The organism is Planococcus shenhongbingii, assembly GCF_030413635.1.
Classification (GTDB): domain Bacteria; phylum Bacillota; class Bacilli; order Bacillales_A; family Planococcaceae; genus Planococcus; species Planococcus shenhongbingii.
Genome location: NZ_CP129235.1, coordinates 414,637 through 432,351 on the forward strand (window position 1 = coordinate 414,637; position 17,715 = coordinate 432,351).

At 44.0% G+C, this 17,715-nt stretch carries 15 protein-coding genes; 12 read left to right on the top strand and 3 right to left on the bottom strand.

Going from position 1 to position 17,715, the window contains the following annotated elements; all coding sequences use genetic code 11:
• Positions 1-123 precede the first annotated feature (123 nt).
• Both cydD and cydC read left to right on the top strand, forming a co-directional pair.
• On the top strand, positions 124-1,848 hold the full coding sequence (cydD, locus tag QWY16_RS02210; protein WP_300991234.1) for a thiol reductant ABC exporter subunit CydD: 1,725 nt from the start codon (positions 124-126) through the stop codon (positions 1,846-1,848).
• Complete coding sequence (gene cydC / locus QWY16_RS02215; RefSeq protein ID WP_300991235.1) at positions 1,845-3,551, top strand: thiol reductant ABC exporter subunit CydC; 1,707 nt, start codon at positions 1,845-1,847, stop codon at positions 3,549-3,551. Before cydD ends, cydC begins: the two co-directional genes overlap by 4 nt.
• A gap of 183 nt (positions 3,552-3,734) precedes the next feature.
• Here the strand turns inward: cydC and QWY16_RS02220 are convergent, their stop codons facing one another.
• The gene (locus QWY16_RS02220; protein WP_300991236.1) at positions 3,735-3,965 is read right to left on the bottom strand and encodes a hypothetical protein; all 231 of its coding nucleotides are present in this window, start codon (positions 3,963-3,965) and stop codon (positions 3,735-3,737) included.
• A 381-nt stretch (positions 3,966-4,346) separates the two neighbouring features.
• Here QWY16_RS02220 and desA point away from each other — a divergent pair, with 381 nt between their 5' ends.
• The 3 genes from desA (at position 4,347) to QWY16_RS02235 (ending at position 7,197) form a co-directional block, all read left to right on the top strand.
• Positions 4,347-5,366 (top strand): Delta(5) desaturase DesA, encoded by a 1,020-nt coding sequence (desA, locus tag QWY16_RS02225; RefSeq protein ID WP_300991237.1) that lies wholly within the window; start codon positions 4,347-4,349, stop codon positions 5,364-5,366.
• Between the two features lie 98 nt (positions 5,367-5,464).
• A complete protein-coding gene (locus QWY16_RS02230; RefSeq protein ID WP_300991238.1) occupies positions 5,465-6,601 on the top strand; it encodes a sensor histidine kinase in 1,137 nt (378 codons plus the stop codon).
• Complete coding sequence (locus QWY16_RS02235; protein WP_300991239.1) at positions 6,598-7,197, top strand: response regulator transcription factor; 600 nt, start codon at positions 6,598-6,600, stop codon at positions 7,195-7,197. The genes QWY16_RS02230 and QWY16_RS02235 overlap by 4 nt, the downstream gene beginning before the upstream one ends.
• Positions 7,198-7,358: 161 nt before the next feature.
• Here the strand turns inward: QWY16_RS02235 and QWY16_RS02240 are convergent, their stop codons facing one another.
• The gene (locus QWY16_RS02240; RefSeq protein ID WP_367281333.1) at positions 7,359-7,730 is read right to left on the bottom strand and encodes a DUF2188 domain-containing protein; all 372 of its coding nucleotides are present in this window, start codon (positions 7,728-7,730) and stop codon (positions 7,359-7,361) included.
• Between the two features lie 102 nt (positions 7,731-7,832).
• On the opposite strand from QWY16_RS02240, the gene putP reads away from it, so the two are divergent.
• The 3 genes from putP to hflX all read left to right on the top strand — a co-directional run bounded on the left by putP (position 7,833) and on the right by hflX (position 11,793).
• Complete coding sequence (putP, locus tag QWY16_RS02245) at positions 7,833-9,326, top strand: sodium/proline symporter PutP (RefSeq protein ID WP_300991240.1); 1,494 nt, start codon at positions 7,833-7,835, stop codon at positions 9,324-9,326.
• 171 nt (positions 9,327-9,497) lie between these two features.
• Entirely contained in the window at positions 9,498-10,220 is a 723-nt protein-coding gene (locus QWY16_RS02250) for a VOC family protein (RefSeq protein ID WP_300991241.1), read from the top strand.
• A 301-nt stretch (positions 10,221-10,521) separates the two neighbouring features.
• Positions 10,522-11,793 (top strand): GTPase HflX, encoded by a 1,272-nt coding sequence (hflX, locus tag QWY16_RS02255; RefSeq protein WP_300991242.1) that lies wholly within the window; start codon positions 10,522-10,524, stop codon positions 11,791-11,793.
• A gap of 174 nt (positions 11,794-11,967) precedes the next feature.
• Here the strand turns inward: hflX and QWY16_RS02260 are convergent, their stop codons facing one another.
• Positions 11,968-13,689, bottom strand: coding sequence for an ABC transporter ATP-binding protein (locus tag QWY16_RS02260; protein WP_300991243.1), 1,722 nt, complete (start codon positions 13,687-13,689; stop codon positions 11,968-11,970).
• A 172-nt stretch (positions 13,690-13,861) separates the two neighbouring features.
• Between QWY16_RS02260 and QWY16_RS02265 the strand changes: the two genes are divergently transcribed.
• The 4 genes from QWY16_RS02265 (at position 13,862) to QWY16_RS02280 (ending at position 17,710) form a co-directional block, all read left to right on the top strand.
• Complete coding sequence (locus QWY16_RS02265; protein ID WP_300991244.1) at positions 13,862-14,725, top strand: DUF6612 family protein; 864 nt, start codon at positions 13,862-13,864, stop codon at positions 14,723-14,725.
• A 336-nt stretch (positions 14,726-15,061) separates the two neighbouring features.
• A complete protein-coding gene (locus QWY16_RS02270; RefSeq protein ID WP_300991245.1) occupies positions 15,062-16,012 on the top strand; it encodes an ABC transporter permease in 951 nt (316 codons plus the stop codon).
• Complete coding sequence (locus tag QWY16_RS02275) at positions 16,005-16,952, top strand: iron chelate uptake ABC transporter family permease subunit (RefSeq protein ID WP_300991246.1); 948 nt, start codon at positions 16,005-16,007, stop codon at positions 16,950-16,952. The genes QWY16_RS02270 and QWY16_RS02275 overlap by 8 nt, the downstream gene beginning before the upstream one ends.
• Positions 16,949-17,710, top strand: a complete 762-nt coding sequence (locus tag QWY16_RS02280; RefSeq protein ID WP_300991247.1) for an iron ABC transporter ATP-binding protein — start codon at positions 16,949-16,951, stop codon at positions 17,708-17,710. The genes QWY16_RS02275 and QWY16_RS02280 overlap by 4 nt, the downstream gene beginning before the upstream one ends.
• Positions 17,711-17,715 lie beyond the last annotated feature (5 nt).

The window sequence follows — 17,715 nt, forward strand, 5'->3', positions numbered from 1 at the left end:
TGGACATTGTGAACAATGCTGTAACAATCACGGCTTTAAATGGGCTGAAACCGGGCGCCAAGAACGGAAAATCACCTCTCTTGCTTTATAATGAAAGCAACAGCGATTAAAGGAGAGAACAGCATGGTTGATTTAAAGCAACTGGCTTATGAACGTAAAAATATTATGGTTTTCTTAATCATAGCATCGTTCCTGAAAGGACTGGCAATGATTGGGCAAGCCTTATTTTTTGTATTAATCGCAGATAGTGTTTTTCTCAAAAATGCTTCGTTCCAAGATATGGTCCCTTACTTATTTGGGCTGCTTGGTGTTATTTTCCTGCGGGTGCTATGCGGTTATGTAATCGGCCGTTCAGGTGTAAATTTAGCAACGGAAGTGAAAACACATTTGCGTGAGAAGTTGATTCAGTCATTTGCGGCTAATCCGCTTCAAGCGTCAATTCAAGGGCAATCTGGACAAAAAGTCAGTTTGCTTCTTGATGCTGTGGATGAACTGGATGGCTACTACAGTAAATATATTCCACAAATGATTCAAAGTTACATTATTCCTGTTCTGTTGCTGATCGTCATTTTTTCTCAGCACTGGGTGACAGGTCTGATTATATTGATTACGGCGCCGTTTATTCCGATATTTATGGCGCTTGTCGGTATAAAAACAAAAGAAAAAGCGGATCAGCAAATGGAGAAAATGGGACAGTTTTCCGGTACTTTCCTGGATGTGCTGCAAGGGCTGACAACGCTTAAATTATATGGTCAAGCCGAGCGGCAACAGCAGACCATCAAAAAAAGCAGCCTGGATTTTCGAGACGCTACGATGGAAGTACTAAAATCAGCGTTTTTATCTTCACTAATGCTGGAGTATATTTCAATGCTAAGCATGGGGATTATCGCTTTGGAAATCGGATTACGTTTAGTGGTGTTTGATAGCCTAACATTTTTCACCGCATTTTTTGTGATGATTCTTGTTCCGGATTTCTTTAATATGCTGAAAGATTTCGGCAGTGCCTTCCACACAGGAAAAGGAAGTACGGCAGCAGCTAACCGGCTGTCAGCACATTTTGAAAAAGAAGCACCTTCGGTCGAATGGGGGCAAGGCATATTATCAAATGAGCCGCCGCATCTGACATTGAATGGTTTTTCGTTTCAATACGGTGAAGGTTTTAAATTAGAACCGATTCAAGCGGAAATCCCGCCTTATAGCCAAGCGGCGATCATCGGAAAAAGTGGATCCGGAAAAACGACGCTTCTGCATGCTATTGCAGGTCTGTTGCCTCCGGAAAGCGGCAATGTGTTAGTGAACGGAGTGCCTCGTGATCAAATCGATGAAAAGTCCTGGTTTGAACAATTGAGTTACATTTCACAAAATCCTTATTTGTTTGCAGGGACCATTAAAGAAAATATTGCGATCGGTGCCAGCAGAGAAACAACAGATGAAGAGGTCTGGGAAGCTGCCAAAAAGGCTGGAATAGTAGAAATGGTGATGTCTTTGAAAGAAGGGCTGGATACACCGGTAGGCGAAGCAGGAAGAGGATTGTCTGGCGGCGAGAAGCAGCGGATTGCGCTTGCCCGGGCATTTCTGAAACAGCCTTCCGTTATCCTGTTTGATGAACCGACAACCGGCCTTGACCTTCAGACTGAAAAAATCCTGCAAGAATCATTAGCTGAACTTGGAAAACGGGCGACAATTATAACCGTTGCGCACCGATTGCATACCATAAAACAATCTGACGTCATTCTGATATTGTCGGAAGGGAAGCTGGCGGCAGCCGGCAGCCATAACGAATTGCTGGAAACTTATGCGCCTTATGAAGAAATGCTGGCAGTGCAGCATGGAGGTATAGTGCAATGAAAGAACTAAAACAGATATTAATTTTGACCCTTCATGAAAAAAGAGATGTAGCGATTGCTATCTTCTTCGGTTTTCTTGCAGGGATTGCCGGTGCCGCCTTGATGGCTTCGAGCGGTTATTTAATTTCAAAAGCGGCTCTGACTTCTCAAATAACCATTTTGATTGTCATGGGTGCTTGTTTAAAGTTATTCGGGCTGGTATCGGCTTTAAGCCGATATGCGGAACGGTTGTTTTCACACCGGGCAACGTTTACAATGCTGAGCAATTTACGCGTGTCTTTTTTTGAGAAACTGTCTCCTTTGGCGCCGGGAATTTTTCAGAAATACCGGAGCGGGGATTTGCTGGCGCGCATCGTCGGGGATGTAGAGAGCCTGCAGAATTTCATGCTGCGGGTCTTTTATCCTCCGGTCGTGCTCGGCCTCGTTTTCCTTAGCACCATTTTCTTTGCTTCTTTCTTCTCGTTGGCTATCGCCATGGTCATATTGGCAGGCATGCTGTTGACAATTGTAGTGGTACCTGCTATTTTTGCCTGGCGCCAGCGCAGAATTGACAGTGCTGTGCGGACCAGCCGGGCAGCACTGTCAACGGAAGCGACAGAATTTCTATTTGGCTTTAGGGATTTGAAGATATACCAGCAGCTGGAACGTAAAGAACGAGACTTAACGGTGTTTTCAGAACGCTATGCAGAACAGCAGCAGAAAGAGGGGCTGGAAGAAAATTTCGGTCAATCAGTCAATGCTTTTGTAGCGCTTCTGGCCTCCTTTTTTGTGCTGGGACTTGGAGCTTATTTCGTTTCAGCAGGAGAACTGGACGGTCTGTATTTAGCAATGCTCGTGATGGTATCCATCGCTGTTTTTGAAAACGTGGCGCCAATGGCTGTTTTTCCAGCGCATTTTGAAGAAAACCGAAAAGCGGCTGTCCGCCTTGAACAGGTAGTGACAGAGCCGGTTCGAAAACCAGGCGATCTAGCTTTGCCAGTGAAGCCAATTGAAATTGCTTTTGAAAATGTTTCCTTTACGTATCCGGAAGAAGAACGTCCGGCATTAAGCAATATTTCTCTCCAGCTTCCATCTGGATCCAAAACAGCGATTGTAGGGCCGAGCGGTTCAGGGAAATCTACGTTGCTCCAGCTTTTATTGAATGTCTTGCCAGCGGATAGCGGCATGATTTCAATTGGAGGAGAACCTCTGGAAAAGCTCCATCCAGAAAAATTATGGCGACGGATGAATGTGGTGCTGCAGGAAAATCATTTCTTCTTCGGCACAATTCGAAGCAATCTATTGATTGCCAATGAAAATGCGACAGATGAAGAAATGGAAACAGCCTTGGCAAGGGTACAGCTCAGTGCATTTTCACCAGACACAAAAGTGAATGAAAAAGGTGAAAACTTGTCCGGAGGCGAAAAACAGCGGCTTGCCATTGCGCGGGCCATGTTGAGAGGAGAAACACTTTGGCTGTTGGATGAACCGGTCTCTTCAGTTGATTCGATTACAGCAAAAGATATATACTCTCAATTGTTTGAACAAGGAAAAGACGACACCTTCGTCATTATCAGCCATGACTTAACCGGCCTGGAACAAATGGACCAGATCATTGTCATGGAACAAGGACAAATCGTAGAGGCTGGAACATATGAAGAAATCATGGAAAAACAAGGCCACTTTTTTGCACTTAAACAGATTGAGAAAAGCATATTCGCATAAGTAAGGATGTTCTTCATGCTTTTTTCTTCATTTAATCGGATATACTGTCCGAAAAGCTTAAAATACTGTCGGCAAATGAAAAATACTGTCAAACAGCGTTAAATCTTTTTCATGAAGAGCTGGCAGCACGAAAAAGAAAAACCGGAAGACTTCCCCTTTGAATTAAAAGGAAGTCTTCCGGTTTTATTTTAATAGCAGATTATTTCCCTGTTTGGCATCTTCTAATTTCATCTGTTCTAATTGGAGGCGCATCTTCTGAGTTTCAATAACAAAGTTCTCGTGTTTCAATTTTTCCAGTTCGATTTCACTTTCAATCAATCTGTTTTTTAACTTGGTTTGCGTTTGGAAGTGAGAGGTAATAATGGCAACAAGCGGAATCGAAAATACCATAATGACGGCTACCAGACCAGTCACGACGTCCACCTCTTTCCTGAAAATTCTGATTACTTTTAGTATACATGATTACCTGACAATGAAAAACAAATTTCTTCTAAATTTAAAAGCGATAGGACATGTCATAGTTCTATTGAGGTGATTCGGCCATTTTGCATCAAAGTCTGTTCAGTGATGTGCCTCGTTTTGTGCTTCAAAGCCAATGCTACGGCGGGTTTTATACACTTGGGCGAGAAGGAAGATGCAGGACGGATTCTCCAGACTTCCACTTATAAAATTTAAAAGATATGACAAGTGTCATGTCTAAACCAAACGTTTATGACTTTTTTCATCTCTTCATTTTTTTTATGATAAGGATAATAAGTTATACGAGCGGACAAAGCTCGCATAAGGAGGAAGAACATGAGCAGAGAAAAGACAGCCCAATTACGTAAATTTGTAGCGCCATTCGAAAAAGCCGATGTAAAAGCAAGTGTCCGACAAATAGCAAATACAATTCCACCATTTATCTTGTTTTGGTTTTTAGCCTACCAGGCACTGGATGTCTCCATTTGGCTGACAATCGCTTTATCAGCAGTAGCTGCAGGTTTTGTAATTCGTACGTTCATCATTTTCCATGACTGCACACACGGATCATTCTTCAAGAATAAAAAAGCAAATGCAGTAGTCGGAACCATCACAGGGATTATGACATTGTTTGCTTATGAAAAGTGGAAACGCGAGCATTCCATCCATCACGCTTCAAGTGGAAATCTTGATAAGCGCGGAGTCGGCGATATCTGGGTCATGACAATTGAAGAGTATGTCGAAGCTTCTAAATGGGAACGTTTCAAATACCGTATGTACCGCAATCCGTTGGTGATGTTCGGTTTTGGACCATTATTCCTAGTATTGATCTCTAGCCGTTTCAACCGTAAAGATGCACGTAAAAAAGAGCGCAACAACACGTACTTGATCAACATTTCTCTAGTGGTTATCTATTCATTGCTTATCTGGGCAATTGGCTGGCAGGCATTCCTGATCGTTCAAGGGTCAACAATGTTTATCGCCGGAGCACTAGGCATTTGGTTGTTCTACGTACAGCATACATTCGAAGATTCATACTTTGAAGATGAAAGCGAATGGGATTATGTAAAAGCTGCTGTGGAAGGAAGTTCATATTACAAACTTCCAAAAGTGCTTCAATGGGTAACAGGAAACATTGGTTTCCATCACGTTCACCATTTAAGCCCGCGTGTTCCAAACTATAATTTGGAAAAAGCGCATGAATCTACTCCGCCGCTTCAACAGGCGACAACGATTGATATCAAATCTAGCCTTAAATCATTGCGTTATAAATTATACGATGCGAAAAACAAAACGTTTGTTACATTTGGCGACATTAAGCATTTGCTGAATGACCAAAAAAAATTGGCAGCATAACGGAGATTTCAAGAAAAAACCATTCCTGACTGAATGGTTTTTTCTTTTTGCCGTTCTTTGGTATGATGAAGAATAATAGATGGACAAGGAGCGAGATTATGCAAAGCTGGTATCAAATTTTTCCGAAAAACCCTTGGCTTAGTGTATATGCATGGGTTATCTTCTGTATCTTGCCTTTCTTTTTCATTTTCAGATCTTCTTCAGTTTTGGAAATCGTGGCAGGGATTGTTCTGCTCCTTCTGTTTTTTATTGCGTATCGGCTATCCTTCAACTCCCGTACCGGTTTTACCTATGTATGGATCAGTATAGAAATCGCCATCAATATCGGCATGACTTTCTTGTTCGGATATGTCTACCTGGCTATCTTTTTAGCTTTTTTCATTGGCAATATACGCAATAAAGTAGGCTTTTTCATTGTTTATGGTATTCATATCGGCACGACGATATTGGCAGTGGTACTTGGCATGATTGAACATAGTACGTTATATGTATCGCAGCTTCCGTTCATCGTGTTAAGCATTTTGGGTGTCATTTTACTTCCTTTCAACACTTACAACCGCAATAAGCGCGAGAAGCTGGAAGGGCAGCTTGAAGATGCTAATAAACGGATTTCCCAGCTGATTGTCATCGAAGAGAGGGAGCGCATCGCCCGGGACTTGCATGATACTTTAGGCCAAAAACTGTCGTTGATCGGCTTGAAAAGTGATTTGGCCGGGAAATTGATCCAGCGCGATGCCGCTGCTGCCTTGATTGAAATTAACGATATCCGGCAAACTGCACGGACGGCTTTAAAAGAAGTCCGGGAGCTTGTGTCGGATATGCGAGGAACGAAACTGGAAGATGAATTGCTCCGGATCCAGCAAATTTTAAAAGCGGCAGAAATTGATTTTGTCTTATACGGTTCTGCTAAACTGCAGAATACTCCGCTGCTTGTAGAGAATGTGCTCAGCATGTGTTTAAAAGAGGCTGTAACAAACGTGGTCAAACATAGCAAAGCAACACGCTGCAGCATTTTGATCAAACAAAAACCTGAAGAAGTTCTGGTGCAGGTGCAGGACGATGGCATTGGTCTCGAAGGCGGCAGCCAACAGCAGGGAAATGGATTGGCAGGAATGCGGGAGCGGCTGGAATTTGTCAACGGCAGTGTTGATATTAAAACGATGGACGGCACCACTTTGAACATCCGGGTTCCAAATGTGATTCTCTACAAAGAGAAAGAGGAGGAGTTAATGTGATTCGGATTGTATTGGCGGAAGACCAGCGGATGATGCTCGGGGCTTTGGGCTCTTTACTTGATTTAGAAGAAGACATGGAAGTGGTCGGCAAAGCCGGAAACGGGGAAGAAGCGATTGCGTTGGTTGAGAAACACCAGCCGGATATCGTCATCATGGACATTGAAATGCCTTTGAAAAGCGGGTTGGATGCAGCGGAAGTCCTGAAAGACCATCCGTGCAAAATCATCATTTTAACGACCTTTGCACGCTCTGGCTATTTTGAGCGGGCGCGAAAAGCAGGCGTCAGCGGCTATCTCTTGAAAGACAGTCCAAGTGAAGATTTAGCGGCTTCAATCCGGACGATTATGGATGGCCGCCGTATCTATGCGCCGGAACTGGTGGATTTGGCATATGCTGAAGCCAATCCGCTGACCGAGCGGGAAAGCCAAGTAATGGAGTTGATTGCTGATGGCAAAAGCACCAAGGAAATCGCCAAGGAGTTATTTATTACAACCGGGACAGTCCGCAATTATATTTCCGTCATTCTCGACAAATTGGAAGTGGGCAACCGCATTGAAGCCATTTCCAAGTTTAAAGACAAAGGCTGGTTCAGATAAAGTGAAACTTCAATCGGTGGGGTATGCCCACCGATTGTTAGTTGAACCAATCGGACTTTTACGGGCAGTGGATCCGCTTGAAAAGCGGGGACTTGCTGGTCGGTGACGTGAGATAAGAAAAGAAATCCGCTGTCTCAGGACAGCGGATTTTTACGTTCAAACTATTGTCCATAAAGGATGTCTTCAAGCGAACCGTCTTTTGTATAGATGTGCAGTTCTCCATTGTTTTTATTGGCGTAGCGCTTTGCTTCGCCCATCAAATCTTCTTTGGTCTCTTCGATTAAAATCGCTTTTTTGCTGTTCTTCTTCTTAAGCTGCCAGCCTTCGTCATGCGCTTTGATTTCAAAAATCACTTTTTCTTCGTCGCCTTCTACACTTTTGCGTGCGCGATCAAGTGCGATGGGGATGGCGCGTCCTTCTTCATAACCGTCACGCAGCAGTGCGTTGGCAATTTCAATCGCTTTGTTCCTCACCTCGGAGTTTAAGTTTTTAAATGAATCCGGGTAATCTTCTTTGCTCCATGGCACGATCATCGCCTCCTTGTTTTTTCTTTTCCCCGTTCACTTCCGGAACAAAACAAAATTTTTCTGGTAAAAAATCAAGAAGATGATAAACTAAAAAACGGAGGTGGAGAAATGTCAGATTCAACGTTTCAAATTATTGCATTAACTATTTATATGGCAGCCATGCTGTTCATCGGCTGGTATGCCTACCGAAAAACCGTTAACCTTACAGACTATATGCTGGGAGGACGTGGACTTGGAGCTGCAGTTGGAGCTTTAAGTGCTGGAGCAGCGGACATGTCCGGTTGGCTTTTAATGGGATTGCCAGGAGCAATTTACGTAGGTGGACTTGTAGAATTCTGGATTGCGATCGGTTTAGTAATCGGAGCTTACTTAAACTGGTTCTTTGTCGCACCGCGTTTGCGTGTCTACTCGTTTGTTACAAGTGACTCGATTACGATTCCCAGCTTTTTGGAAAACCGCTTGAAGGATTCATCGCGCTTGTTGCGCATTGTTTCCGGAGCGATCATTTTAATCTTTTTCACGTTTTATGTTTCATCAGGGATGGTGGCCGGTGGCGTCTTTTTCGAAAGCTCATTTGGCCTTGACTACCATTTAGGTTTAATCATTGTTTCTGGAGTAGTTGTCGCCTATACATTATTCGGTGGATTCTTGGCTGTTAGCTACACGGATGTGGTGCAAGGGCTTATGATGTTCTTGGCGCTTATCCTGGTGCCGGCTATCGGAATATTCGCTACCGGAGGGTTCAGCGGAACGGCAGCAAGTATCCGTGAAGTGGATCCGGCTCTTTTGAACTTCACTACCGGAGCCTCTCTTATCGGGGTTATTTCTGCTGTGGCATGGGGCCTCGGGTACTTTGGCCAGCCTCATATCATCGTTCGTTTTATGGCGATCAGCACATTGAAAGAAGTGCGCCAAGCTCGCCGTATCGGCATTAGCTGGATGATTTTGAGTCTTTTGGGAGCTGCATCAACTGCACTTGTCGGTATTGCTTATTTCCAGCAAAATCCGAACCTGAATCTTGGAGATCCGGAAGGCGTCTTCATCGTCCTCGGACAAATTTTCTTCCATCCATTAATTGCAGGATTTATGTTAGCAGCTGTTCTTGCTGCAATCATGAGCACGATTTCTTCACAGTTGATCGTAACTTCATCTGCTTTGGTAGAAGATCTTTACAAAATCGCATTTAAAAAATCATCAACTGATAAGCAGTACGTGACTTTAGGCCGCTTAGCAGTGCTTGTGATTTCCTTGATTGCGGGCTTCCTTGCATGGGAGCAAAATGACACTATTCTGGATTTGGTTGCCTACGCTTGGGCAGGATTCGGTGCTGCATTCGGCCCGCTAATCTTGCTGGCTCTATTCTGGCGTAAGCTTACGACATGGGGCGCATTGTCCGGAATGGTCGTTGGAGCGGCTACAGTTATCATCTGGGATAGCCTCGATGCAGAATTCGCCGTCAACCTTTACGAAATCATTCCAGGATTCTTCCTATGCTTGCTTGTAGCGGTAATTGTAAGTTTAGTTACGTACAAGAAGAATGACCAGATTGAAAAAGAATTTACTGAAACAGAACGCTTGATCAAAGAAAAACCAGCAAAATAAGTAAAAGGCTTCAACCTTCTTAAGTGGAAGGTTGAAGCCTTTTTATTATGCTGAAAAGGGATAAGGATAGTAATGGCGAAAGGTATTAGAGAAGGGCTTTGAGTCAGTGGAGCTTTATTTTCCTAGGGCTTTAAAGCAAATAAAATTAAGAAATTGAAAAAGAGGTGCTGTATGTTCTTGGATCATGTCGTTCATTTTATAAGTGAGCCGCCGCAGATGGCGGTGGACTATTGGAAAAAGCAAGGAATGCATGCGGCTTTAGGCGGCCGGCATTTAAACTGGGGCACGCATAACGCTCTTTTCTATACTAAAGACAGCTATATTGAATGGCTGGCGGTAGAAAAGCCGGAAGTTGCAGAATCAGCTAACCATCCCCTAACGGAACTGTTGCTGCACGATAAAACTGGATTCGGTACCATTTGCCTGCGGACAGACTCGATGGCTGAATTAAACAACCGATTGAACGGGGAGGGTTTTGAAACTTCAGGAGTTCTGGATGCGGAACGGAAGACCGATTCAGGTGAGTTGATCCAGTGGAAGATGCTTTTCATCAAAGAACAGGTGACGGATCAACTGCCCTATCCTTTCTTCATTGAATGGCAGGAAAGCGATGAGCAGCGGTATGAGTCACTGCGGAAAAGAGGAGCCATTGCGCCGGCTAATGAAGAACTGGCAATCGAACGGCTTATCTTTGGAGTGAAAAATCCGGAAACAGCGAAAAGAAAATGGCTTCAAATTTTAGGCGGTTCGCTGGAACTGCCTAATTGCCGGATTGAATTCCGACATACAGAGCAGAAGAGGGAACGTCTGGAAGAAGTCTGTTTTGCTCAAGGTGAGAAACGACTATCTTTTGAAGGCGGAGTTTATCGCTTAACAGAGCACCTGGATGTATAATAGTATTAAGGCAACTAAACTGAGCGGGAATTTGCAAAAGGAGAGTGCCATGCTCTTCTTTTTTGTCTTATTGAAGGCGAATGTTCCACTTGCGGTAAAGGGAAACTTCACTCAGTGGGAGCTTCATCCCCGTTGAGTGTTAGTTGAGCCAATCGGACTTTTACGGTCAGTAGAACTTCCGCTTGTCAAAGCGGGAGTCTTACTGCCCGTTAAAGCGGGATAAAGGGAAACTTCACTCAGTGGGAGCTTCATCCCCATTGAGTCTTACTGCCCGTTAAAGCGGGATAGAGGAGGAAAATAGATGGACATCTTGATAGAAAAAGCAATTTTAGTAGGCGTTCAACTGCAGAAAGATCTTCATTTTGAGTATGAACTGGAAGAGCTGCGCAATTTGGCAGAAGCCTGCAATGTTGAAGTGGTCGGTGAAGTATACCAAAATCTGGAGCGCATCAACCCTTCCCATTACGTAGGGAAAGGAAAAGTCGAAGAAATCAAAGCGTTTTATGAAGAAGCGGATGCGAACTTGGTCATTTTTAACGACGAACTATCGCCGTCACAAATTCGGAATCTTGAAGAAGACTTGGAATGTAAAGTAATCGATCGCACGATGCTTATTTTGGATATATTTTCACGCCGCGCTAAAACGCGTGAAGCTCAAGTCCAAGTAGAGCTGGCGCAGCTTCAATATATGCTGCCGCGGCTAGTTGGCCTGCGCGCATCTCTTGGCCGCCAAGGCGGGAGCAGCGGCGGGGGCTATGCAAACCGTGGTGCTGGGGAAACTAAACTGGAACTCGACCGACGGAAAATTGAAGAGCAAATATCAAAACTCCATAAAGAATTGGAGCAGATCAGAGCGCAGCACACGACGCAGCGAAAGCAGCGGACGAAAACCGGTACACCGGTCGTCTCCCTAGTCGGTTATACGAATGCGGGAAAATCTACCATTATGAACGGGCTATTGACGAAGTCTGGACAGCAAGAAGAAAAACAAGTATTTGAAAAAGATATGTTGTTTGCTACGCTGGATACATCAGTTCGTCAAATCCGCCTGGAAGACAATAAAAACTTCCTGCTGACAGATACAGTCGGCTTTGTCAGCAAGCTTCCGCATCATTTAGTGCAGGCTTTCCGTTCTACACTCGAAGAAGCGCGGAATGCCGATTTGCTGCTGCATGTAGTGGATGTTTCCAATGAAGAGTACCGGTACATGATGGATGTTACGAACTCAACATTGCAAGATGTCGGTGTGGAAGGCATTCCGACCATCTTCGTTTACAATAAAGCGGATTTAGCAGGCATCCCGTACCCTAAAATTAGCAGAGGAGAATTATGGATCTCCGCTAAAAAGGGAATGGGGCTAGACGAATTACTGGAGATGATCAAGGAGCATATCTTTGTGGATTATGTTACCTGCCGAATGATCATTCCTTTCGAACGCGGAGATGTAGTTGCCTATTTAAATGATTCCGCCACCATACTCGAAACGGAATATGAAGAAGACGGCACTTTGATGAAAGTGGAACTGGGCCGCGCTGATTATGACCGCTTTGAGCAATATGTGATTGGAAGATAATAAAAGAGAGCTTGTCAGGCCGTTTTAGACGGGTGGGCAAGCTCTCTTTTTGTTTTTACGAGCAACTGGCTTTTTGAGATGAATAAAGTATGAAAACTCCGGCGCTTTTATTCGTTATGCCCAACTCACCCAAAACGAAAGCCGGCCCAGTAAGTTTGGGCCGGCTTTCAGCTATTAAGACTGTTGAAATTGGATGCGGTGTAAATTAGCGAAAATGCCGTCGTGTTCAAGAAGTTCAGCATAGCCGCCTTGCTCAGCGATGCCGTCTTCAGTAACCACAATCACCCGGTCTGCATCACGAATCGTGGCGAGGCGGTGGGCAATGATAAGTGTCGTCCGGTTTTCAGCCAGTTCACCCAGTGCTTCCTGGATGACGCGCTCCGTTTCGGTATCAAGTGCTGACGTTGCTTCATCCAGAATAAGAATTGGCGGATTTTTTAAGAACATGCGGGCGATGGCGAGGCGCTGTTTCTGTCCGCCGGATAATTTCAATCCGCGTTCCCCGATCTGTGTCTCATAGCCATCTGGAAGCTTGCTGATGAAGTCTTCCAAATGGGCTTTTTTAGCAGCTGCCAAGATTTCTTCATGGGTGGCTCCGCGTTTCCCGTAAGCGATGTTTTCACGGATAGTGCCGGTAAACAGGAACACATCCTGCTGCACAATGCCGATATGCGAGCGCAGGGAATGCTTCGTCATATCGCGGATATCGATGCCGTCAATCGTAATCGATCCTTCCTGGATATCATAAAAGCGGGGAATCAATGAGCAAATTGTCGTTTTACCAGCGCCGGATGGGCCGACAAAAGCTACGGTCTCACCGGCTTTTAATTTCAAATCAATGCCGTTCAAGACTTGTTTATGGTCGTCGTAACCGAAGTGGACGTCATTGAACGTAATATCGCCTTTCAAGCCGTTAATCTCTACAGCATCTTTGCGATCCAGAATATCCGGTTCCTGCTCGATCAGTTCGCGGAAACGGCCAAATCCGGCCATTCCTTTCGGATACAATTCAAGCAAGGCACTGATTTTATCGATCGGTTTAATCAAGACATTTAAAAATAAGACAAAACTGACAAGTTCTCCGTACGACAGTTCGCCCTGGAAATTCAACCAAGCTCCATAGACAAGGACAATCAGAGTGAGCAAGCGCGTCATCATGTAAATGCTGGAATGCGTAGCAGCCATGACTTTATACGCGACAAGTTTGGCTAGACGGAAGCGGCCGTTGTCATTCTTGAAACGGCTGATTTCAAATTCCTCGTTCGTGAACGATTGGACAACACGAGCTCCGGAGACACTGTCTTCCACGCGGCCGTTCACATCTGCAATTTTTCCGTACATGCTGCTCCATGCCTGGTTCATTTTGATATTGCAGAATGTGATAAGCCAGACTAGGAAAGGAATGACAACCAGCGTAACAAGCGCCAGTTTCGGATTGATCCAGAACATAATGCCGAAAGCTCCGAAGAACGTCATGATGGCAATAAAAAAGTCTTCTGGCCCGTGATGGGCAAGTTCCCCGATATCAAAAAGATCATTGGTGATGCGGCTCATGACATGGCCGGTTTTCACATTGTCAAAAAAGCGGAACGATTGCCGCTGGACGTGAGTGAACAGCTCTTCGCGCATATCGGTTTCGATATTGATGCCGAGTTTATGTCCCAGGTAACTGACGATGTATTGCAGAAATGTGCTTAACAAAAATACGGCAAGCAGCAGCACGCTGACTGTTACAATCGTATTCCATTCACCTCTCGGCAGCAGATCATCGATGAACCACTGGACGGCAACTGGAAAGGCCAGCTCCAAAATAGCGACAATGACGGCACTGGAGAAATCGATAACGAAAAGCCGCCTATGCGGTTTATAGTACTTGAAAAAATGTTTTAATTTCACTGAAAGTCACCTCAAGAAGTTTGATCATATGGAAAAGTATAATGGAAAGCGGGGAAATAAACGAATTTTAATTTCTGAAATCGAAATATATTTCAAAAGGCTTCAATTAATTGAAACTTCTTCCAACATAAGCCGTATTACATGGAAAGACAAATTTGGAAGGGTGAGAAGTTTGAAGAAATGGATGATGATGATTGGTGCCGGAACACTGGCAATGGGATTAGCTGCTTGCGGAGAGACTGCGGAACCGGCAGCGGGCAGTGAAGATAAAAAAGAAGCGGATAGTGAACTGACTCTGGAAGAAGTATTTACAAAGTCGACTGAAGCGTCGCAACAAATTAAGAGCTTCCATGCAGATATGATTACCAACCAATTGATGAGCATAGAATCAGTCGGGATGGAAATGGAAATGGCAATGAATATCGGGATGGATATGACAATAGAGCCACTTGCTTTTTATCAGACATCTGAAACTTCGATGGTCTCTGAAGAAATGGGAGACCAGGAACCGATGACCATGGAAATGTATATGACAGAAGAAGGCATGTATATGAATGACCCGACGATTGGTTCATGGATTAAAATGCCGGAAGAGAGCATTCCAGACTTGCAGGCAATGATGGAGCAGCAGACTGCCGATCCGTCTCAGCAGCTGGAAGACCTTAAGGCATTCCAGGATGATTTTACATTTGAACAAACAGAAGATGAATACATCTTGAAATTGGATGCAGCAGGAGAAGAATTCCAGGCTTTGATTCACAAGCAAATGGAACAAGTAGTAGGGCAAATGGAATTGGAAGCCCAGACGGCTTTAGAGGAAATGAAAATCAATGCGGTAGCTTACGAGCTTTTCATTGATAAAAAAACCTTCCTGCCAAATGATATGAATGTCGATATGGACATAGACATGAATATCGAAGGTGACACGATGAGCATTAAATCGGATGTAGAAGCTGCTTACAGCAAATACAATGAAATTGAAGCCATCACCGTGCCGGAAGAAGTACTTGAACAAGCAAAGGAAATGTCATTTTGATTGAGAACTCGCACATACTCCGGTATGTGTTTTTTTATTGTTTTGCTTCTGTTTTGCGGAATATCAGTGAACTGATTAAAATTCAAACCTTATTTCTCCTTTATCATCAATTTCTCGCAAAATAACAGAAGTCCACTGACTGAACAATCCCTTAAACCATTCAAATATGTCAAAGTTATAAACAATTCTTTTTATTCTCATCTAGTTGAAAATAATTCTCAGTTATTCATTGACTCTTCTCACCAAACTGCTATACTAAAACTTGTGAGTTAAGTGATAATCATTATCACTGTTTGATTAATCAATAGTTTTATTGAACACGAATGAGGGACAGTAATGAAAAAAAGATATTTAATACCAGCACTGATCATACTGTCAGTTATTTCGCTGTTTGTCGGAGTAAGCAGTATCAGCATCACCGATCTGCTTGACTATCAATCGGAAGAAACACAGATTTTCTTAATCAGCCGTCTGCCAAGGCTGGTTGCGATTCTGCTGGCAGGTGCTGGAATGAGTATGGCAGGACTCATTATGCAACAGCTGAGCCGCAACAAATTTGTGTCTCCTACGACGGCAGGTACATTGGATGCTACACGGCTTGGAATTCTCGTATCGATGTTATTGTTTGCCAATGCATCGATGTTGGAAAAAATGACGGTAGCGTTCGCTTTTGCACTTGCCGGAACGTTCCTTTTTATGCAAATTCTTGACCGCATCAAATTCAAGGATGCTATATTCATTCCTTTAGTCGGTTTGATGTTCGGAAATATCCTATCTTCAATCACTACCTTTTTCGCTTACCGGGCGGATGTTATTCAAAACATGTCTGCTTGGCTGCAAGGCGACTTTTCAATGGTGATGAAAGGAAGTTATGAACTTCTTTACATCAGCGTTCCGGTGTTTGTCATCGCGTACCTCTACGCCAACCGATTTACGGTTGCGGGAATGGGTGAGGATTTCTCTAAAAACTTAGGGTTGAAGTACCGGAGCGTTGTCAACATCGGCTTGGTTCTTGTCGCTTTGATAACAGCGACGGTTGTTTTGACAGTAGGCGTTATCCCGTTTTTAGGGTTGATCATTCCGAATATCGTATCGATTTTCAAAGGTGACCATCTGCAAAAAACATTGCCGCACACAGCTATGCTTGGAGCAATTTTCTTGCTGATGTGCGATATCTTAGGAAGAGTTTTAATTTATCCGTATGAAATTTCCATCAGTTTAATGGTCGGTGTCATCGGAAGCTTCATTTTCCTCTTCTTGTTGTTTAGGAGGAGAGCGTATGCGTGATCTACATAAGATGCTGATACTGGCAGCCTTAGCTTTGACTGCTTGTGGGTTATATCTATTCCAGGATTTGAACGGGAGTTTCGATTACGCATTGCCAAGGCGCGGAGTGAAAGTGTTTGCTATGGTTCTGACCGGTGTCGCGATTGCGTATGCGACGGTGGTTTTCCAGACCATCACCCATAACCGCATCTTGACTCCGAGCATCATGGGTCTGGACTCGCTTTACATGCTGCTTCAGACATTGCTGATTTTCTTCCTTGGTTCAGACCACATCACCATTCTGAATAAACAAGTGAATTTCATGCTGTCAATTGCCGTCATGGTAATCTTCGCATTGTTGTTTTACCGGCTGCTCTTTAAAGGAGATAAGCCAATTTACTTCTTATTGCTTGTCGGCATCATTTGCGGCACATTTTTCTCAAGCATTTCCACGTTCCTTCAAGTGCTGATCGATCCGAATGAGTTTCAGGTCGTGCAGGACCGGATGTTTGCCAGTTTCAATAATGTCAACGCCGATCTTGTCTGGACGTCACTTGCGATTGTCGCACTTCTGATTGCATTTGCCTGGCGGCATAACGGGTCGATGGACGTCTTATCGCTTGGCCGGGATACAGCGGTCAACTTGGGCGTCAACTATGATTCGCTTGTCAGAGGAATGCTGGTGCTTGCTGCAGTTCTCATTGCGATTGCAACGGCGCTGGTCGGACCGATTACATTTTTCGGTTTGATCGTCGCCAACCTATCCTATCAATTCTTTAAGTCCTATAAACACTCGGTTCTTATTCTCGGTGCTGCTGTCATTAGTATAATTGCGTTAGTTGGTGGGCAATGGGTAGTGGAACGGGTTTTCACGTTCAATACTACCTTGAGCGTCATCATCAACTTTATCGGTGGAGTTTACTTCATCTACCTACTATTAAAGGAGAGTCGATCTAAATGATCCAAGTACGTGAATTGACAAAGCTTTACGGCAAGAAGCAAGTTGTGGAAAATGTCTCCGTTGATATTCAGCGTGGCCAGATCACTTCTTTTATCGGGCCGAACGGGGCAGGGAAATCCACGCTTCTTTCCATGGTCAGCCGTTTGTTGGATGCGGATACAGGCGAGGTGCTTATTGACAAGACCAATACGAAAAAGTTGAAGTCCAATGAGTTCTCAAAACGTGTATCCATCCTGAAGCAGTCCAACTACATGAATGTACGCTTAACAATTCGCGAACTGGTATCATTTGGCCGCTTCCCTTATTCAAAAGGGCGCCTGAATGACGAAGACGAAAAAATGGTCGATCAAGCGATCGGCTACATGGATTTAAAAGAACTTGAAGATTCTTATCTGGATGAATTGTCCGGAGGGCAGCGCCAGCGCGCGTTTATCGCCATGGTTATCGCCCAGGATACAGATTATGTCCTGCTTGATGAACCGTTGAATAACCTGGATATGAAGCATTCGGTTCAGATTATGAAAATCCTTCGCCGTTTAGTGGATGAACTCGGTAAAACTGTTGTCATCGTCCTTCATGATATCAACTTTGCATCGGTTTATTCCGATCGCATTGTGGCCTTGAAAAATGGCCGTGTCGTCAAAGACGGAACGACAGAAGAAATCATCCAAAGTGATGCATTAAAAGAAATCTACGATATGGATATTCCAATCCAGCAGATGAACAATTGCAGAATTTGCGTTTATTTTAATTCTTAATAAAG